12 protein-coding genes and 6 pseudogenes are annotated in these 17,658 nt (G+C 51.7%); 9 read left to right on the top strand and 9 right to left on the bottom strand.

The window, feature by feature from the left end; genetic code table 11:
• Window positions 1–158: 158 nt before the first annotated feature.
• A pseudogene (locus J1785_RS27070) lies at window positions 159–292 on the bottom strand (IS110 family transposase); the annotation flags it as partial.
• A 61-nt stretch (window positions 293–353) separates the two neighbouring features.
• Between J1785_RS27070 and J1785_RS13725 the strand changes: the two are divergent.
• Window positions 354–1,502, top strand: a pseudogene (locus tag J1785_RS13725) (IS3 family transposase).
• A gap of 37 nt (window positions 1,503–1,539) precedes the next feature.
• Here J1785_RS13725 and J1785_RS13720 read toward each other — a convergent pair.
• The 3 genes and pseudogenes from J1785_RS13720 to J1785_RS13710 all read right to left on the bottom strand — a co-directional run bounded on the left by J1785_RS13720 (window position 1,540) and on the right by J1785_RS13710 (window position 4,681).
• Window positions 1,540–2,276: pseudogene (locus J1785_RS13720) on the bottom strand (IS5 family transposase).
• A 339-nt stretch (window positions 2,277–2,615) separates the two neighbouring features.
• Window positions 2,616–3,641 (bottom strand): IS110 family RNA-guided transposase, encoded by a 1,026-nt coding sequence (locus J1785_RS13715; RefSeq protein ID WP_217137463.1) that lies wholly within the window; start codon window positions 3,639–3,641, stop codon window positions 2,616–2,618.
• A 134-nt stretch (window positions 3,642–3,775) separates the two neighbouring features.
• Window positions 3,776–4,681, bottom strand: coding sequence for a LysR substrate-binding domain-containing protein (locus J1785_RS13710; RefSeq protein WP_217137462.1), 906 nt, complete (start codon window positions 4,679–4,681; stop codon window positions 3,776–3,778).
• Window positions 4,682–4,886: 205 nt separating this feature from the next.
• Between J1785_RS13710 and J1785_RS13705 the strand changes: the two genes are divergently transcribed.
• From J1785_RS13705 to J1785_RS13695, 3 genes are all read left to right on the top strand, one after another.
• A complete protein-coding gene (locus J1785_RS13705; RefSeq protein WP_217137461.1) occupies window positions 4,887–6,374 on the top strand; it encodes a UbiD family decarboxylase in 1,488 nt (495 codons plus the stop codon).
• Between the two features lie 19 nt (window positions 6,375–6,393).
• Window positions 6,394–7,101 (top strand): DUF554 domain-containing protein, encoded by a 708-nt coding sequence (locus J1785_RS13700; RefSeq protein WP_217137485.1) that lies wholly within the window; start codon window positions 6,394–6,396, stop codon window positions 7,099–7,101.
• A 155-nt stretch (window positions 7,102–7,256) separates the two neighbouring features.
• Window positions 7,257–7,841 carry a GlcG/HbpS family heme-binding protein gene (locus J1785_RS13695; RefSeq protein ID WP_217137460.1) on the top strand — a complete coding sequence of 195 codons (585 nt, stop codon included), beginning with the start codon at window positions 7,257–7,259 and terminating at the stop codon, window positions 7,839–7,841.
• A 394-nt stretch (window positions 7,842–8,235) separates the two neighbouring features.
• Here the strand turns inward: J1785_RS13695 and J1785_RS27065 are convergent, their stop codons facing one another.
• Window positions 8,236–8,679: a MarR family winged helix-turn-helix transcriptional regulator gene (locus tag J1785_RS27065; protein ID WP_227969115.1), complete on the bottom strand. Its 444-nt coding sequence runs from the start codon at window positions 8,677–8,679 to the stop codon at window positions 8,236–8,238.
• A gap of 540 nt (window positions 8,680–9,219) precedes the next feature.
• Here J1785_RS27065 and J1785_RS13685 point away from each other — a divergent pair.
• The 3 genes from J1785_RS13685 to J1785_RS27060 all read left to right on the top strand — a co-directional run bounded on the left by J1785_RS13685 (window position 9,220) and on the right by J1785_RS27060 (window position 11,072).
• Window positions 9,220–10,131: a redoxin domain-containing protein gene (locus tag J1785_RS13685; RefSeq protein ID WP_217137458.1), complete on the top strand. Its 912-nt coding sequence runs from the start codon at window positions 9,220–9,222 to the stop codon at window positions 10,129–10,131.
• Window positions 10,132–10,165: 34 nt separating this feature from the next.
• Entirely contained in the window at window positions 10,166–10,513 is a 348-nt protein-coding gene (locus J1785_RS13680) for a DUF2703 domain-containing protein (RefSeq protein WP_217137457.1), read from the top strand.
• Window positions 10,514–10,811: 298 nt separating this feature from the next.
• A complete protein-coding gene (locus J1785_RS27060; RefSeq protein WP_373689696.1) occupies window positions 10,812–11,072 on the top strand; it encodes a DUF6904 family protein in 261 nt (86 codons plus the stop codon).
• A 342-nt stretch (window positions 11,073–11,414) separates the two neighbouring features.
• Here J1785_RS27060 and J1785_RS13675 read toward each other — a convergent pair.
• Window positions 11,415–12,063 (bottom strand): annotated as a pseudogene (locus J1785_RS13675) (helix-turn-helix domain-containing protein).
• Between the two features lie 299 nt (window positions 12,064–12,362).
• On the opposite strand from J1785_RS13675, the gene J1785_RS13670 reads away from it, so the two are divergent.
• Entirely contained in the window at window positions 12,363–13,712 is a 1,350-nt protein-coding gene (locus J1785_RS13670; RefSeq protein ID WP_217137456.1) for a hypothetical protein, read from the top strand.
• Window positions 13,713–14,012: 300 nt separating this feature from the next.
• Here the strand turns inward: J1785_RS13670 and J1785_RS13665 are convergent.
• From J1785_RS13665 to J1785_RS13655, 3 genes and pseudogenes are all read right to left on the bottom strand, one after another.
• Window positions 14,013–14,432, bottom strand: a pseudogene (locus J1785_RS13665) (IS66 family transposase); the annotation flags it as partial.
• A gap of 2 nt (window positions 14,433–14,434) precedes the next feature.
• Window positions 14,435–14,521, bottom strand: a pseudogene (locus tag J1785_RS13660) (IS66-like element accessory protein TnpA); the annotation flags it as partial.
• Between the two features lie 109 nt (window positions 14,522–14,630).
• A protein-coding gene (locus J1785_RS13655) for an IS3 family transposase (RefSeq protein WP_217219570.1) occupies window positions 14,631–15,859 on the bottom strand; the annotation gives its coding sequence in 2 pieces (ribosomal slippage) (window positions 14,631–15,544 and window positions 15,544–15,859; 1,230 coding nt in all).
• 182 nt (window positions 15,860–16,041) lie between these two features.
• On the opposite strand from J1785_RS13655, the gene chrA reads away from it, so the two are divergent.
• The gene (chrA, locus tag J1785_RS13650) at window positions 16,042–17,247 is read left to right on the top strand and encodes a chromate efflux transporter (RefSeq protein ID WP_217137454.1); all 1,206 of its coding nucleotides are present in this window, start codon (window positions 16,042–16,044) and stop codon (window positions 17,245–17,247) included.
• Window positions 17,248–17,658: the final 411 nt, after the last annotated feature.

Raw genomic sequence — 17,658 nt, 5'->3', positions numbered from 1 at the left:
TTATATATGTTTAACTGGGCATAAATTTCGTAATTTTTCATCGGCACCACCTCCGTTCAGGGGGAGTGTTTATCATGCCGGAATTCTGTTTCTGAATGGAGCAGGATTTTGAGGTAGGGTCATCACGCCCTGAGACATTTGACAAGCTTTTTACGGCATCAGTAAGGGCGATTTTCGCTCTTCCAGCAGTGGTAAATGATCCTTATCCATTTGAATACCAGAGTCCGGATCGTGATTGATGAGATTTTCCCTTTTCTCGCTGCCCCTGTTAATACAATTTGACCCAGTATGATCCTACCCGCGAATAGTGGACACGCGACTAAGTGAGTAAACTCTCAAGTAAGAGGTGACTCATGACAAAACCAGTATTAACCAGCAAAAAGCCCCGTAAGCAACACACACCTCAATTCCGCCAGGAAGCCCTGAAACTCGCGGAACGTATTGGCGTTGCCGCAGCCCGTGAACTCAGTCTTTATGAATCACAGCTTTATGCCTGGCGCAGCAAGCTAAAGAATGCCTCTTCCTCTTCCGAACGTGAGCAGGAAATGTCTGTTGAAATTGCCCGCCTTAAGCGGCAACTTGCGGAGCAGACAGAGGAGCTGACCATTCTCCAAAAGGCCGCGACATACTTCGCGAAGCGCCTGAAATGAAGTATGTCTTTATCGAAAAACATCGGGCTGAGTTCAGCGTCAAAGCCATGTGCCGTGCGCTTCGGGTTGCCCGTAGCGGCTGGTATGTCTGGTGCCAGCGTCGCCATCAGCCTGGTCCACGCCAGCAGTTCCGTCTCATCTGCGATGAGGCTGTTGGTAAGGCATTCACTGAGGCAAAACAGCGTTATGGTGCGCCTCGTCTTGCTGACGAACTGCCGGAATACAACATCAAAACCATTGCTGCCAGCCTGCGCCGTCAGGGGCTGCGGGCGAAGGCGACCCGTAAGTTCAGTCCGGTCAGTTACCGTGAGCACGGCTTGCCTGTGTCAGAGAATCTGCTGAAACAGGATTTTTTACGCCAGTGGCCCAAACGAGAAGTGGGCAGGTGATATCACCTACTTGCGTACAGATGAAGGCTGGCTGTATCGGGCGGTGGTGATTGACCTGTGGTCTCGTGCAGTTATTGGCTGGTCGATGTCGCCGCGTATGACGGCACAACTTGCCTGCGATGCACTGCAAATGGCGCTCTGGCGGCGTAAGCGTCCGGAAAATGTCATTGTTCACCCGGGTCGTGGTGGGCAGTACTGTTCATCGGATTATCAGACCTTGCTGAAACGCCATAATCTACGCGGGAGCATGAGCGCGAAAGGCTGCTGTTATGACAATGCCTGCGTGGAAAGCTTCTTTCATTCGCTGAAGGTGGAATGTATCCAGGGAGAACGCTTTGGCAGCAGGGAAATAATGCGGACGACGGTGTTTAATTATATCGAGTGTGACTACAATCGTTGGCGTCGCTACAGTGCGTGCGGCGGTCTCAGCCCGGAACAATTTGAAAACCAGAACCTCGCTTAGAGCTGTGTCCACATTACGTGGGTAGGATCAGACTTCCTCAGGCAATCCGCACACTTTCTGGCATCTCTGCACGCGTCATTTTGTTTAAGGCACGGATCATGACCATAGCCTCACCAACCTGCGCATCGTAGTCACGCAGCGTCAGGTGCCCACCGAACAGTTGTTTAACCCGGTACATCGCCGTTTCGCCACCGACCGCCGGTTATAAGCCGTGTTCCATTTCCAGTAAGCATTGCTCCCAGTAAGCCTCTGCCTGGCCACCGCCTGATTTCTGTCCGCATACTCCGCCGCCCAGTACCCCCCCGGGTTCGCGGCGGGATAAGCGCCTTGATTTTTGTTTCCGCCAGACGCGGCGCTTTTCCTGACCGTGTTTTTTCACCTTCCACTCCTCTTCACCGAAGACTTTTAAGCCGGTTGAGTCGATAACCAGATCGGCAATTTCGCCGCGCGTGGGGGTTTTAAACGGGATGTTGACGGACTTAGCCCGCCTGCTGACGCAGGAGTAATCCGGGCACCTGAGCGGGAGCTTCATCAGGGTAAAAATGGAGTCAATAAATCCCTGCGCGGCGTGAGGCGAAAAACGCGTTTGAGCATCAGTACGGTAGAAATAGCGAGCTCAGAATAACATTGAGGACGACCACGTGAAGACGTGTTGGGCTCGTCATACCAGGCCTGAATGGCCGACTCATCAAGCCAGAATGTCAGTGAGCCCCGATTGATGAGCGCCTTGTTGTAGGTAGCCCAGTTGGTGATTTTGAACTTTTGTTTTGCCACGTGATGTCGCTGCTGGATCAGGAGTGTGGTGATCTGATCCTGACTACGGCCAAAAGTTCGATTTATTCATAGATGATCGCCTCCTGTTTGCCAAGCTAAATATGTTGTGGTGGATTTGCAGGTCGTCAATTGCAGCCATAGATCCGGACTTTGCCGAGGTGATGTGAAACACCTCTGTCCCTGATGGAATACGCTGATGGAGGCCTCTATCAACAAAGCGCTCTTTCTGGAGCCTTGAATAAACCGGGTTTTCCCCATCACGGTCTGACCTGTCCTGCCATCACTTCATGCTTGCCTGAACAATCGGTGGTGTTATTTCCGTCTTACTGACTCAGATACTTAAACGTTCATCACTGGTGCATAGTACTCCTGATCTTTTGCCAATAGTGCCCACACAATCCGCGCATTCTTATTAGCCAATGCTACCGAGGCAATGTTGTTATTCCGACGTGCCAGTAGTCGACTGGCCCATCCCGATACAGCATCCTGTTTACGTTTGACCGACTGCAATACAGCCCTAGCACCGTGAATGAGTAAGGTTCGTAAATAAATATCGCCTCGTTTGCTTATCCCGAGCAAGACTTGTTTGCCACCACTTGAATGCTGGCGTGGAACCAGTCCTAACCAGGCAGCCAACTGTCGGCTATTTTCGAAATTGCTGGCGTTGCCGATAGTTGCAATTAGTGCGGTGGCGGTAATAGGGCCAATGCCTGGGATCTTGCTGATACGCTGGCATAGCGCATTTTGGCGGTAGCACTGCTCAATCTGCTTGTCGAGCGTAGCGATAACATCGAACAGATATGCCATATGGTGCTGTAACAGACTCAGCTGTACACGGAACAGAGGTGGCAACGAGTTATCAGCATCTTCCAGGAGCTCAGGTAACTGTCGCTGTAGCTGCTGGATCCCCCGGGGCACGACGATGCCAAATTCAGCCAATAGCCCCCGAATTTGATTCGCCTGAGCGGTCCGTTGCTTAATGAAACTCTGACGACTCCGGTGAAGTGCCAATACGGCTTGCTGCTCAGGGGTCTTGACCGGCACGAACCGCATATTGGGTCGTGTGACGGCTTCGCAAATAGCCTCTGCGTCTGCAGCATCATGCTTATTGGTTTTGACATACGGCTTGACGAACTGAGGGGCCATCAGCTTGACGTTATGGCCCATCGACATGAGTTTGCCGGCCCAAAAGTGGGCAGAAGCACAGGCTTCCATGCCGATCAAACAGGGAGGGATGTTGGCAAAAAAGGAAAGCATTTTTGCTCGTTTGAGTTGCTTGTTGAACAACCGCTTGCCGTGTTCGTCAATTCCGTGGACCTGGAAAACCTCTTTTGCCAAATCGATGCCGATAGTCTTAACGTTCATGATGGCCGCTCCGCTCAAGTAGTGACGATTTATCGTCCCACTGTGGCACAAGATGTAGGAGGCGACCATTCCATTAACAAAGCCACGTTGAGGTTGCACCCCGGCGAGGCCCACATTCCTTTGCACTGACCCGATTAGATCGAAACCCCTGTCTTACGGCAGAACTTCATCACCAATCTGATAAAATCGATTAATGCTTTATTTTTCGAGTGTTTCTGCCAACTAAAGGTAAGCGTAGTGGTAACATTGGATTCGCTCAGAAAACAGTAAGTTACATCAGGTATCATCAACGAACTCTGAGTTTCAGGCACCAATGTCACGCCCATGCCCATTGATACCAGTCCGATGGCAACCGACACATCGCGCGTAAACTGAATTTTTCGCGGCACAAATCCCGCCTGCTGGCAGGCATTGATCACTGACCATCCGAGCCCGACGCCGGGCGGATCTTTTTGGATAAGGAAGGGGCAGTCCGACAAGGCGGCTAGAGAGATTTTTTGTCCGCAGCCTAGCGGGTGATTGCCTGGCAGCACGGCAATCAGTGGCCGGCAGGCAATATCGAGATAGTCCAACTCAGGATAGTACGGAACCGGTGAACGTACGAGTGCGATATCAAGTTGATTATTTAGTAGAAGTGTAAGTTGGTCGTGAACATTATGTTCTTCTATAACGATGTCAATATCGGGTTTTGTCTTGCAGTAACCATTAATTAACAATGTCAGGGCCGGGTCCAAAATAGAGGAGCCTACATAGCCGAGTTTCAATTGTCCCTTAAAACCCTGTCTTAACGCACGTGCGCCTTCAAGGAATTTATCGCGATGGTTGATGGCAATGCGCGCCTCCTCCACCAATTGCTGACCCTCATAGGTCAGCGCAACATGACGCCTGTCGCGAGTAAACAAGGGGATTTGCAAAGCCTTCTCAAGTGCCTTGACGTGTTGGCTTAACGCGGGTTGGGTGATATTGAGCCGCAGTGCCGCTTTACCAAAATGCAGTTCTTCCGCCAGCACTACAAATGAGTTTAATTGACGATAATCCATAGGCTATCCGATACATGTCCTGATAATAATCTCTTATCAAAGTGCAGTGTATCATTATTGGACTCTTATGAGGATTCTTCTGAAACTAGCAGGGCAGCAACGGGGGGCTCAGCATAGTTTCACTGGATGTTCTCCGTTGTCGCCAGGATGCGGGTGCGAATTATACCGCCGTATCGCCGATTACACGAATCTGAGGGGCAAAAGCATGTCTGAAAAACAAATCAAAGTGACGGATCTGCGTTCCGCACTGGAACTGTTAAGTCAGTACGATGACGAATTGATCTATACCGATGAATCCGTTAACCCCATCGCGGAGTTATCCGGTGTATATCGTTACGTCGGCGCCCACGGCACTGTCAAACGCCCGACCCAAATTGGTCCGGCGATGATCTTCAATAAGATCAAAGGCTATAACGACATGCGGGTATTGATTGGCCTGCTGTCTTCTCGTAAACGCGTAGCGCGTCTCTTCGGAACAACGCCTGAAAATCTAGCATTTATGCTAAAAGATTCCGTGACGAATCCGATTGCGCCAATCGTTATTCCACGCGAAAAAGCGGTATCTCAAGAAGTGGTCCATCTGGCCACCGACCCGGATTTCGATATTCTTAAAATTCTTCCTGCGCCGACCAACACGCCTGAAGATGCCGGCCCGTATTTCACTCTCGGCATGTGCTACGCCGCCGATCCTGAAACCGGCGAACAGGACGTCACCATTCACCGTCTGTGCGTACAGAGCAAAGACGAAATCTCTATGTACTTTGTACCGGGTCGCCATCTCGACGTCTTCCGTCAGAAAGCAGAAGCCGCCGGCAAACCGCTGCCTATCTCCATCAGTATCGGCGTTGACCCAGCGATTGAAATCGGTGCCTGTTTTGAACCACCTACCACTCCGTTAGGCTTTGACGAACTCTCTGTTGCAGGGAGCTTACGTAACCAGGCCGTAGAGCTAAGTAAATGTTTGACCGTTGATGCCCTGGCTATCGCCAACGCAGAAGTGGTTATCGAAGGTGAACTAGTACCGAACTACCGCGTGCGCGAAGACCAGAACACCAATACCGGTAAAGCGATGCCTGAGTTCCCAGGCTACACCGGCGCTGCCCAGGCAGAAGTTCCGGTTATCAAGGTTAAAGCGATTACCCATCGCCGTCACCCGATCCTACAAACCTGTATTGGGCCGAGCGACGAGCACACCAACATGGCCGGTATTCCGACTGAAGCCAGCATTTTGCAATTGGTGGGACGTGCGTTGCCAGGCTTTGTACAGAACGTCCATTGTCCATCCCCCGGTACCGGTAAATACCTGGCCGTGTTGCAGGTTAAAAAACAGACTCCGGCTGATGAAGGCCGTCAACGCCAGGCCGCACTGCTCGCATTCTCCGCATTTTCCGAGCTGAAACACGTGATGTTGGTGGATGAAGATGTTGATATTTTCGACCTTAACGATGTTATCTGGGCAATGACGACACGCTACCAGGGCGACGTCGACACCATCTTTATTCCCGGTGTGCGCTGCCATCCGCTCGACCCGTCATCGGATCCGGCCTTCAGTCCGTCGGTACGTGACCATGGTATTGCCTGCAAAACCATTTTTGACTGCACAGTGCCTTATAAGCTGAAAGCGAACTTCAAACGCAGCGAATTCCTCGAGGTGGACGTGAATCGATTTATCCCAGGTTTTAACAAAAAATAAGGAGGCAGTATCTCAGGAGCTGCAGAAACCGCGCGTCATTGTTGGGATTGGCGGTATTGTCGGGGCGTTACTCAGCACGCGTTTACCTGAGCGTTTGCGTACCTCTATGCCACTGATTTTCGGGGTAGCCTCCATGTGTATGGGCGTAGTTCTGGTAGTGAAAGTCAGCCATATGCCGGTGATGGTGTTATCGGTCATTCTTGGCGCCCTACTCGGCGAACTGTGTTATCTGGAAAAGGGTATCGGAAAACTCGGCAGCAAAGCGCGTAATCTTGTTGAGTTATTGGTAAAATCTGATGTGGGCGACCAGGCGACTCAGGAGCAATTTTTGCAAAGTTATGTCGCAATTATTGTTCTATTCTGCGCCAGCGGTACCGGCATTTTCGGTTCCATGCATGAAGGCATGACCGGTGATGCCAGTGTACTTATCGCTAAATCGTTCCTGGATCTGTTCACGGCGGCAATTTTCGCCACCATGCTCGGATATGCAGTAGCGATAGTGGCCGTTCCACAGTTAATTATCCAGTTGTTGTTAGCATATGGCGCAGTATTTATTCTGCCATTGACCACTCCAGCTATGCAGGCGGATTTCTCGGCCATCGGTGGTGTATTAATGTTCGCAACCGGCTTTAGAATTTGCGGCATTAAAATATTCCCTGTGGCGAATATGCTCCCGGCACTCCTCCTTGCCATGCCTATTTCCAGTTTATGGAGCGTATTTTTTTAAAAGCGTTAGGGGCAGGTGCTATCCTCGGTGTCTCCAACCATCGTATGTAGTGCGTTCACTTTAGAGGTATGAAATAAATGAAGATATCGCGGCGGATAATAGTTTGGCTGCTTGGAGCCAGCTTGGGGACAGTATCCATTTGGGCGGGGACGGCAATGGGCGAGACGGCATTCAAGGACACCCCCTCAGGGGCAAGAGCGCTCCCGGGCGACGTGCTGCCCCCCTTTGGCGGCATTGATCCAGATGGAACTTTCCACGCGACACCGAGGGACGTTCCGGCGGGATTCAATATGGGGCCGAACCGCCCACCCGAGAGCACAGCGCGTGGTCCCTCACTGGCAGTGGCAATAACCGCAGCCGAAGCTGCGCTCAATGTATGTCGGGATGCAGGCTATCGGGTCGGCGTCGCCGTGATCGATTCCGCAGGGAAGGCCAGAGTGCTGCTCAACGCCGATGGGACTGATGGCAGTCATGGCTTCGTAGCCATGCGCAAGGCGGAGGCCGCGCTCGCCTTTGACAAGCCGTCCTCGGAAGTGAACGACCTAGCGCAAAAAGACAAAAGCGTCCTCAAGCGAGTCACGCTCGCCATGCTACTTGATGGTGGGGCGGTGCCCTTGCATGTCGGAAGCACAGTCGTGGGTGCGATTGGCGTGAGCGGTTCTGCCGGTAAAATTATTGGCGCTCAGGACGAAGCCTGTGCCCGTGCTGGCCGTGATGCAGTTGCCGCGCAGCTAAAATGACAGGCTTATCGGCGGTCCTCCGACCGCCGTGCCAGAAACACTATGGCTTGACATGGACTACCCGTTTGCTCTGAGTCCGTTTAGTCGTTCGCTCTCCGACAGGTGCCGTTTATATGTATATGCAAAAACCGCAGCTCAGATAGTTTCAAGCGGTTGCTCATTTTTATGAGATGTCGTGAGCCGGCGTTGTTGTCGACCCATGCACAAGAACCCGATGTGCAGATGAGGAACTCACCGGCACATTCCATCAAGGCCAGGGCAATGCCCCATCATTGGGCCGGATATAACGATGTAACCGACTTTGGCCTTCAAACCTCAAACACTCCTTGCCGGCCCATACAAGGGTCGATGAGGCCGTCAGGGCATAACGAGAGGAACGCTATCCCTCTCGACCTCACGATCCTGGAAATGGTGATCCCAGATTGTAACTCACCCGAGATAGAAGAGAGACTAATTGCCTCTTTTCGTCTTCTCCCAAGCCCTTGGACGCCTGCTTAGCTACATCGTCTAGCACAAATCGTCCCTTCGGAAGCTGTAGTCTTGCCAAGCTTGTTAGTCGAACCAGCCGGACGCGACCATCAGCCGGATCAGGAACCCGATCTATCAAACCGTCCCGTTCCATGCGATTCAGTAACTGCGAAACGCTGGGTTGCTCAACCCCTAACACAGCAACAAGCTCAGCCTGTGAATTTTGGCCCGACTCGCTCAGATGTATGAGGACGGGAAGTTGACTCATCGTAAAACCCAGTTCCCGTAAAGGCGCGTCAGAAGTCCTCACCGCTGCCCGGGCTGCGTGCCCAATGATTTTCAGGAGATCGATATTCGTTTTCACATACATGTTGATTTACATAGGCTCTTATGCTTTAGTGGTCATCATATCATGGATGGCCACTCCTCACAATTTTCGAGGAGGTGGAGGTTCGGGTTGCGATAGTTATCACCAGGGGAACGCCTTTTTGTTCATCCATTCTGCGCTGCGAAGGACGCGTTTTCGGGCCTTGGTTCCCATTGTCGTCCTGTTAGTCCCAGTTTTTTTTGGCAGCTTAGCCGTTGATAGCTTTCGCACTCTTGCGTACGGTCGAGAACGAGAGTCCGTCACCGCAGCAGTGAATACTCTTTCAGTTGGAGAATCGGTATCCTGGTCATCCCCCTCTCGCTGGCCTTTCGCCCGGGAGCACAGTGGCACGGTCGCGGTTCTTCAAACTTTCGAGCGTGACCAGCTTCGATGCAGAGAATTCGTCTTTACGAATGCGCAAGAAAAAAAGGCTTTTTTCAAGGGCACCGTTTGCGAGGACAGCGCCCACAAAGCTTGGTCGGACGCAACGGATGTCAGCAGCCGATGGGGTTCGTAGGCAGCAAACAAGAGTAAAGGGATAATATGGATTTCGATATAGCATTGCCAAAAGTAATTAGAACGTGGCTACAAAATCTTGGTGCGCGCGGTCCGGCCGCAGATCAGCTGCGCCGCTCATTGCTCGCAAGCGATGTAGTAATGACTTTTGCCGGGGAATGCGTCAATGGTGTCAATGCAGTTTTGGAGCGTGTCGCTAAAATGCCCGCGCATTTATTGCTTGACTCAGTGACGTGGCGGCTGTTACCGGCGTCTTCCGCGAGAGAAATCAAAGCTCGAGCCAAATTCTCGACAGAACCGGGTGGATCGCTCCCGAGTTTGATAGCGCTCGATATGAATTTCGAGTTAAATGAGGCGGGATTGATATCACGACTTGAACCGGTTCCGCACCATCGAGAGCCGGTGGGCATGCGTATGGCTTTAAAAACCGGGGACATTGCACCACAGTTCACGTTGACATCGGTCTTGGGTGAACGCGTTCACTTCGCTGCGAATCGCGATTGCCCGACATTAGTCGTATGGACGGCAAACGGTTGTCCATGGGCGCTTTCATGGAACGCCCGCATCAAGGATATCGTTCGTGACTATGGATCCATGATCCGAACAATTCATATAAATTCCAACGATCCCTCTTTGTCTCCCGCAGATTCGCTGGACAAATGCCGCGAGCGTTCGGCAAGCGGAGATATTGTTGGGCCCTATCTCATGGACCACGGGCAGCAAGTCGCTAAGGAGTGGGGAGCTCGTAGAACCCCAGACGTTTTCGTGGTCGATAAGTTGGGGTTTATCGCATATCACGGCGCCCCCGATGCCGATCATCGAAATCCGTCTCTAAAGGCAAACTGGATACGAAACGCAATAGATCACCTTCTAGCTGGAACAAGTGTTCAGCTTTCGGAAACGAAACCAGAGGGGTGCACCATTAAATGGACGTTTTAAATGGACGTTTTCCGACTAGCGCAAAAGTTAATTTATGAGAAACCTGAATATCGAATTACTTTACACCGAAGACTGCCCATCACATCAAGATGCACTCGCTCAGTTGTATCGAATACTCCTTGAATTCGGTATACCGATCAGCAGCGTCATTCTGACGGAGATTTCACTACCAGACGAGGCAGAACAGGCGCGTTTTCCGGGCTCGCCGACGATCCGCATCCAAGGTATCGACATCATCGATGCTGATGATGGTCCTCCAAGTCTGTCCTGCCGAATGTATCGCTCTCAATCGGGAAAATTCAATTCTCTTCCGGAGGATGCCGACATTCTTCTCGCCTTGCACCGTGCGCTCGAAGAAAAGCAGGAAAGTGACGCCGACTGAACCACAGCTTGCCCCACTCGTTCTAAATTCTCATAACGTCGTTACAAGGCCGCAAAAGAACTGAAAATAAAAAGATTTTTCAGGTGTCTGGTATTGCATAGTTATTAATGTGTTTCTCTGGGTTGCAAGGCACGGTCTTCGCAAGGCTCGATTTATCCCAACGAGTTATCACCCCATAGGCTGCGCAGTTGCATTTGTTTTTTGGCTTCAGCCCGTGTGTTACCCGGTTCGATTCAAATGTCCGCTTTGATCTCACTTTCTCTTTGCTGGTAGACTTTCTTCAGACTGAAACAACAGGATGATTGACGTCATGCTTCGATACGAGTTAACACCAAACAATGCAGGCTTTGTACTGTGGGGCGACGCAGGGGCTCTGGATGAACTACACCAGTTAATTCATTTCACTGTGGATGAGAGGCCTCTAATCAAGGTTAAAGACGGTCTCTGGCTTATGATATTCGTAAAGCCCGGGAGGGTTGCCGTCTGGTTGATCAGTATCAGTACGAACATCATGATATATATAAACTGTATGGTGAATGGGTTACATCCAGACAAATAAAAATATGTTATCTGTCATGTATGCCTTTGAATATCTTCTGGAAATGGCTCTGAAAGAATTAAATTCGATAATTCCGGATGATGTCATACTATGCTTCAGATTCTGATTTTAATTTCATTGAGGATAATATTGATAGCAGGTGCTGCTATTTTATTACCTTGTCACCAGGGCAAAGGAAAAATCAGTTAGTCAGTGTTCTCCGTTCCTTTGATTCTTTATGGGGTAAATATGCCCGTGAAAAGCAGGACATAAAAATGCTGAATGAGATGAATAATACAGCGTGGGACTGGCCGGACGATATCAGTTGGTGAGGCAGAGACCGTCCAGCAGTGAGTAATACTTTCAGCGAGCTCTTTTACCAAAAATTTCCTCTGAACGTGTCTGACGCTGCCTGAACGCTTCCAGCATGTCATCATTATCCAGTGAACGCTGTGATTTCTTTCCTTCCTGTCTGGGGCGTCGTCGGGAAGGGCCGTCGCCAGAGGGAACTGACTGAGAACGGGTGTTATCTCGGTTACTCTGCACCAGACTGATGAACTCCAGGGTTCGGCCAAGGCACAATCGCGCCCTGATCGATTTCTGACAGGCGGTCGTAAGTGGCGTAAGGAAGTTTTACGGGGGATCCATAAGCCAGCCCGGACCATGATACGCCTTACAGTTTCTTTACCGAGAGTCAGGCGTGGAGCTCTTCGAGCTTTTCACGCGCCAAAGTGGGCCCGAAATCAGCGTAACGCGTCTTAATCAGTTCCAGAGCCTGATCTGCCAGTCCAGGCAATAATTGACGGTTACCGCGCATCCCACATCGTCGACTGACCATGCTAAGCGGTCCGCCTGCACGATAACGAACAAGAAGATGGCGGCATTGTCTGTCGCTGATACCGAGGTGTTCAGCAGCGCGGCGAGTCGTCATGCAGCGTTCGATGACGTCCTGAATAATTTTAATCCGGTTGATCTCTTTCAAAGTAAACACTCCTGAGCTTTCTGCGCTCATGATATGTCTCCCGGTAGTTTAAACGGATCCGTGAGGCTTACCATAACGCGGACATCTGAATTAAGCTACAGGCGGATATTACTATTGAGCCGTTACAAATTTACTACGCATAACGTTAATTATGTTAAATTACAATCATTCAACTGCATGTTCTTTTTTCCTCAAAAAATTCCAGTACAGGCTTTCCTCTCCTCTGGAACTCTTATCTAGCTTCGTAATGCGATAAAAGAGGTGATCAGCAAAAACGCCGCATCGCTAAAGTGTGTTTTAAAGCCGTTGTGCAGGAACAGGAGATAAACATGGCCATGAAGCTCATTAGAAAAAAAACTCCACGGGGTGCCCTGAAACGCTGGTTAACTGAGGAAGAAGAAACTGCCGTTAAAAATATCTTCGGCCACAAGCAGGTGCGCAGTGCGCCGGATCACGCATTGGCGGAACACGTTATTCACGAAATGCGTGAGAGTGAACTCTGGCTGCAGTGCAGCTGCATAGCCGGCGACACGCCCGCGCTCAACAGTGCCAAGCTGATGTCTGAAACCCAGACGCTGTTCCTGTCAGGATTTGGTCACAGTCATGATCCGTCCTGTCCGATGTTCCGGGTCTTTAAAGGCGATGAGGATGCCACCCGTTCAGGAACCCGGAAAGTCACCGGCAGCAAACGACTCAATTACCGAGATTTTTTACCCGCCGACGAGTCGGAAACGACCATTAAAGCGTCGGGCAAGCCGGTGACGGCAGGCGATGACCGAACCCGGCGCAAACGCCGTCCCCGCCTTGCGCGCCTCCTCCTGACGCTCATCGAGGATGCGGGACTGAACACCTTCAGCCCGGTCAGCCCGCTGCCTAACCAGACGGCCAGAATCTGGCTTGACGCCCTCGCGGCCTCAGCGGATGCGCAGGAGTTTATCCGCGGCCGCCGGCTTTCGGAAATCGTGCGCTTTCAGCCAGCGATGGGCGAAGCTGCTCAGGAAAGGCTGATGCTGGCACTGGAGCGCCCGGACGCAAACTGGCCTGCTGGCAAAGCCCGGGTTTTTTATCAAATATTCATGTCGGACCTGGTCAGCCGTGAGCACGTAACCTTTGCGTGGAACGGCGGTGAACGCACGTTCGCCCCGGAGAAAGGTGTCAGCATCAACGGAGAGTCGCAGGAAGGCGTGAGGCCGCCTTACTGGGTGATCCTGGCCTTTCGGCGCGGGGCTGAGGGTTCGGTAATATGCAGTGAAGGATATGCGCACGCCCTGTTCCGGCGCACCTGCCCGGTACCAGTAGACAGCGGACTGGAGCGGCAAACGCTGGAAGGGATAGCAGAAGTGGCCAGATGGCTCAAAGGCAAAGCGGGCGACCTCACCCTGCTGAAACCCCTGTTTGATATTGAGGTGGACGTCGAGGGAGAGAAAGGCTATGTGCTGCCGGATTTTATTATTCAGGCCATAACGCCAGACGGCCGGGAGCATAACGTGATCATTGAGACAATGGGATACACCGATGACGAATACTGCGAGCGGAAAGCCGAACAGCATAAAGGGATGCGGACGCTGGGATTACTGCAGACAGATCCACCCCGTTGGCCACAGGAACTGGATAAGCCCTTTATTAATCACTTATACGGGGTAATGTTGAATCTCGAAGGAGTAAAAATGAGTGACTAGACTCTGCTCTATTGCAGCCTCCCTTAAAGGAATTGCGCACTTTCGGTGTAAAAGCTCAATCCAGGGTAAATGCTGCGTGCCCGCGAGGGGTAGTGAGTTATAGCAAAGTGATAAGCCAACGTGATGGTAAATTGCTGCCGTGTTGTCGCACCGGATGACTGACGTGAATGGATGCTATTCCTTGAAAAAGACCCGTTACTATCCCTCTCTTCCTATATTCTCGTAGCAAAATGTTATAGACAAATAACAGTTGAAATCTTTCATTGAAACGTAAGCGTCTCATTTAGACCGTATTGACACTTAAGCCGATGTGAGATCGACTTTCCACGGCAGCAGATCGCGCAGCCGGTTCACCGGCCAGTCCTGGATATGCCCCAGCACATAGCGCAGCCACGCCTCCGGCTCCACACCATTCAGCCGGCAGGTGCAGATCAGCGAGTACAGCACTGCTGCACGCTCCCCTCCCGTATCTGAACAGGTGAACAGCCAGTTTTTCCGGCCCAGGGCAACGCCGCGCAGCGCGTTCTCCGCGATGTTGTTGTCTATCTCCGCCCACCCGTTGCTGCAGTAGTGGTTCAGCGCATCCCATTGTTTCAGCAGGTACGCGAACGCCTTCGCCGTATCCGAGTGGCGCGACAGCACCTTCATCTGCGACTGTATCCAGTCATACAGCGACTGCATCATGGGGACCGTCTGCTCTTTTCGAACCGCCAGCCGCTCTGCCCTAACTGGCGTCCAGCCTCTATGCGCGGCAGTTTTTCTTCAAAGTGGAGGCGAAGTGCCTCAAGGAGCCATGTCCGGTGTTTCACGCGATAGTGTCCACTAAAAAATAATGGACACTATTTTCCCGGAACCGGAGGGCGCTGCACAGACGGTCTGAATGAGACGCTTACATTGAAACAATAAATGGATTGGCCCCTATATTTCCATACACCATTTATCACTTAACCCATTACTGGTCCGACGCCGCAGATATTCACGTGGTGAACGGTATCCCAGCGCACTGTGCGGATGCCATTCGTTATAGTGTTCGAACGCCACCGCAAGGTACCTCGCTGCTGTCAGCCCATCCGGTTTTGGCATGATGCTGATGTAGTCCCGCTTCATCGTTTTTACGAAGCTCTCGGCCATACCGTTACTTTCCAGGCTGCGCACTGCTGTTGTTTTCGGCTCCAGACCCACCATCTTTGCGAACCGGCGTGTTTCGTGAGCCCGATAGGCCGAGCCATTATCTGTCAGCCATTCAACCGGGGTCGGCGGTAGCCGGTTTCCGAAGCGACGCTCCACCGCACCCAGCATCACATCTTGTACCGTCGCGCTGTCGTACCCTCCGATACTCGCCATCCAGTGCAGCGCTTCACGATCGCAGCAGTCCAGTGCAAAGGTAACCCGCAGTTTCTCTCCATTGTCGCAACGGAACTCGAACCCGTCGGAACACCAACGTCGATTACTTTCTTTTACCGCTACCTTGCCCGTGTGCGCCCGGTTTGATACTGCCAGTGCGGGCCTGTGCTCAAGTAATAACGCATGCTGACGCATGATCCGATAGACTCGTTTGGCGTTAATAACTGCGATGCCTTCATTTTCCGACTGTCTGCGCAACAACGCCCATACCCGCCGGTAGCCGTAGGTCGGAACTTCACCGATAACAGCATGGATACGGTTCAGTGCTTCCGTATCGTCGGGCTGACGCTTGCGTCGGCGATCCTGCCAGTCAGCCGGGCGGTGGGTTATCGCATGAAGCTGCGCACGTGAGACCCGCAAACAGCGACTGACGAAGCTTATTCGCCATCCTCTGGTAACAAGGGTACGTGCGCTATCCACTTTTTTTGCCGGCCGATATCTACGGCTTCACGCAGTAACTCAACTTCCATCGTTTTCTTACCCAACATACGCTGAAACTCTTTGATCTGCTTCATGGCTGCGGCCAGTTCCGACGCGGGAACAACCTGTTCACCGGAAGTGACAGCGGTAAGACTGCCGTCCTGATATTGCTTACGCCAGAGGAACAACTGACTTGCAGCAACACCGTGTTGACGGGCAACCATCGACACAGTCATACCTGGCTCGAAGCTCTGCTGAACGATAGCCATTTTTTCCTGCGGGGTACGTCGTCTGCGGCGCTCAGGGCCTAAAACGTCGATCATCCTCAACTCCATGACTAGTCTAAAACTAGCATTAAGACTATCACTTATTAAGCGAGTCAAAGTGTCTGGATATTCAAGGGGCTAGTCTAATGTATAGGGGTTATGACTTAGACCAATTATTATATTTCGTTATCAGAATTCGATTATGATAATCCGACGAAACCAGAAATCTGGATGCGAGCATGACCGATACTGCCAGGACTGACCACAGCCCATGGGCTGTCTTTCTGATATTTCTCCGATTAGGCCTGACCTCCTTCGGCGGCCCGATTGCCCATCTGGGATACTTCCGTGATGAGTTTGTGACGCGGCGACAGTGGCTGACTGAGCGCAGCTATGCAGATTTGGTCGCTCTGTGCCAGTTCCTTCCGGGACCAGCAAGCAGTCAGGTCGGTATAGCGATCGGGTTGTCCCGGTCTGGTTATACCGGGGCACTTGCCGCATGGGCCGGTTTCACCCTACCGTCAGCAGTTGCGCTAATCCTGTTTGCGCTCGGGATAGCCAGTTACGGTGATGCGATCCCGACTGGCGTGTTGCACGGATTAAAGGTGGTGGCCGTTGCGGTGGTCGCGCAAGCTGTAGGGGGTATGGCTCGCAATCTCTGTCCGGATATACCTCGTATCACTGTCATGGCGGCAGCGACCTGCTTTGCGCTTCTTGTTCCGTCCGCCTGGGGGCAGGTGGGGAGCATCGTTATTGCGGCTGTCATTGGTTTGTTGCTGTTCAAACCACAGCAGGTGACGGCACATGACCCGTTGCCTATTTCCATACGGCGTCGCGTCGCGCTATTCTGGCTCATGTTGTTTTTTGTACTATTAACAGGGCTGCCATCGCTAACAGCGATATTCCCAAATCAGACTCTGCTAATGGTGGAAACTTTCTACCGAACTGGATCACTGGTTTTTGGCGGTGGGCATGTCGTGCTACCGTTGCTGCAAGCTGAAGTGGTGCCTTCCGGCTGGGTCAGCAATGATACATTTCTGACAGGCTACGGCGCTACCCAGGCTGTTCCTGGCCCTTTGTTTACTTTTGCGGCTTTTCTCGGAGCCTCAATGAGCCAGTTCCCTTCTGGCTGGTTGGGTGGTCTGATCTGCCTACTGGCGATTTTCGCGCCGTCCTTCCTGCTGATTGTAGGTGCGTTGCCGTTCTGGGAAAGTTTGCGCCGCAATACCCATACACAAGCGGCTTTGATGGGTATTAATGCGGCTGTAGTTGGCCTGCTGCTGGCAGCTCTCTATCAACCAGTATGGATTAGCGCGATTCACGCACCGCAAGACTTCGGCCTTGCACTTGTGGCACTGGTCGCTCTGATGTTCTGGAAGCTGCCGCCGTGGTTGGTCGTAGTGAGTAGTGGTGTCGCGGGGTGGTTGTTGAGTGTGGCACTGTGAGATTCCTGACCTGACAGACAAAGGGCTTTACGGCCGTTTGCAGATTCTGCATCACGCAACTAAAGAACCAGTCTTTGGCCTCGGCCTCATTGAGGAATTAAGACATCGCGGTTACGATCTTAGCCAAGGTACCTTATTCAGCGTCACGTGTTTGTCTGCTGTGTACCCAGGGTGTGTGAAAACTGCTGATCACTTTTTGGTCTAAGCAGTGACTTAATATGATCAACCATTCTTGATAAACCCATGCGTAAACCCACTTTATTTATTAAAATTAGAAGGATACAATTACATATTGCGGGTGCAGATATGACCCATCACATTAAAGGTCAGGGCAGACATCAGGTGACGTTGCTGCCTGAAGTGCTGGATGATTTTGTCACCGAGGATAACCCAGTCAGAGTTGTTGATGTA

It is taken from the genome of Rahnella perminowiae, assembly GCF_019049755.1.
Classification (GTDB): Bacteria; Pseudomonadota; Gammaproteobacteria; order Enterobacterales; family Enterobacteriaceae; genus Rahnella; species Rahnella perminowiae.
This window is presented reverse-complemented; position numbering and strand designations above follow the sequence as displayed.

Coding starts and splice junctions, on each gene's coding strand:
- J1785_RS13715 (WP_217137463.1), bottom strand. CDS start 3,641: ATGAACGTTAAGACTATCGGCATCGATTTGGCAAAAGAGGTTTTCCAG.
- J1785_RS13710 (WP_217137462.1), bottom strand. CDS start 4,681: ATGGATTATCGTCAATTAAACTCATTTGTAGTGCTGGCGGAAGAACTG.
- J1785_RS13705 (WP_217137461.1), top strand. CDS start 4,887: ATGTCTGAAAAACAAATCAAAGTGACGGATCTGCGTTCCGCACTGGAA.
- J1785_RS13695 (WP_217137460.1), top strand. CDS start 7,257: ATGGGCGAGACGGCATTCAAGGACACCCCCTCAGGGGCAAGAGCGCTC.
- J1785_RS27065 (WP_227969115.1), bottom strand. CDS start 8,679: ATGTATGTGAAAACGAATATCGATCTCCTGAAAATCATTGGGCACGCA.
- J1785_RS13685 (WP_217137458.1), top strand. CDS start 9,220: ATGGATTTCGATATAGCATTGCCAAAAGTAATTAGAACGTGGCTACAA.
- J1785_RS13680 (WP_217137457.1), top strand. CDS start 10,166: ATGAGAAACCTGAATATCGAATTACTTTACACCGAAGACTGCCCATCA.
- J1785_RS27060 (WP_373689696.1), top strand. CDS start 10,812: ATGATTGACGTCATGCTTCGATACGAGTTAACACCAAACAATGCAGGC.
- J1785_RS13670 (WP_217137456.1), top strand. CDS start 12,363: ATGGCCATGAAGCTCATTAGAAAAAAAACTCCACGGGGTGCCCTGAAA.
- chrA (WP_217137454.1), top strand. CDS start 16,042: ATGACCGATACTGCCAGGACTGACCACAGCCCATGGGCTGTCTTTCTG.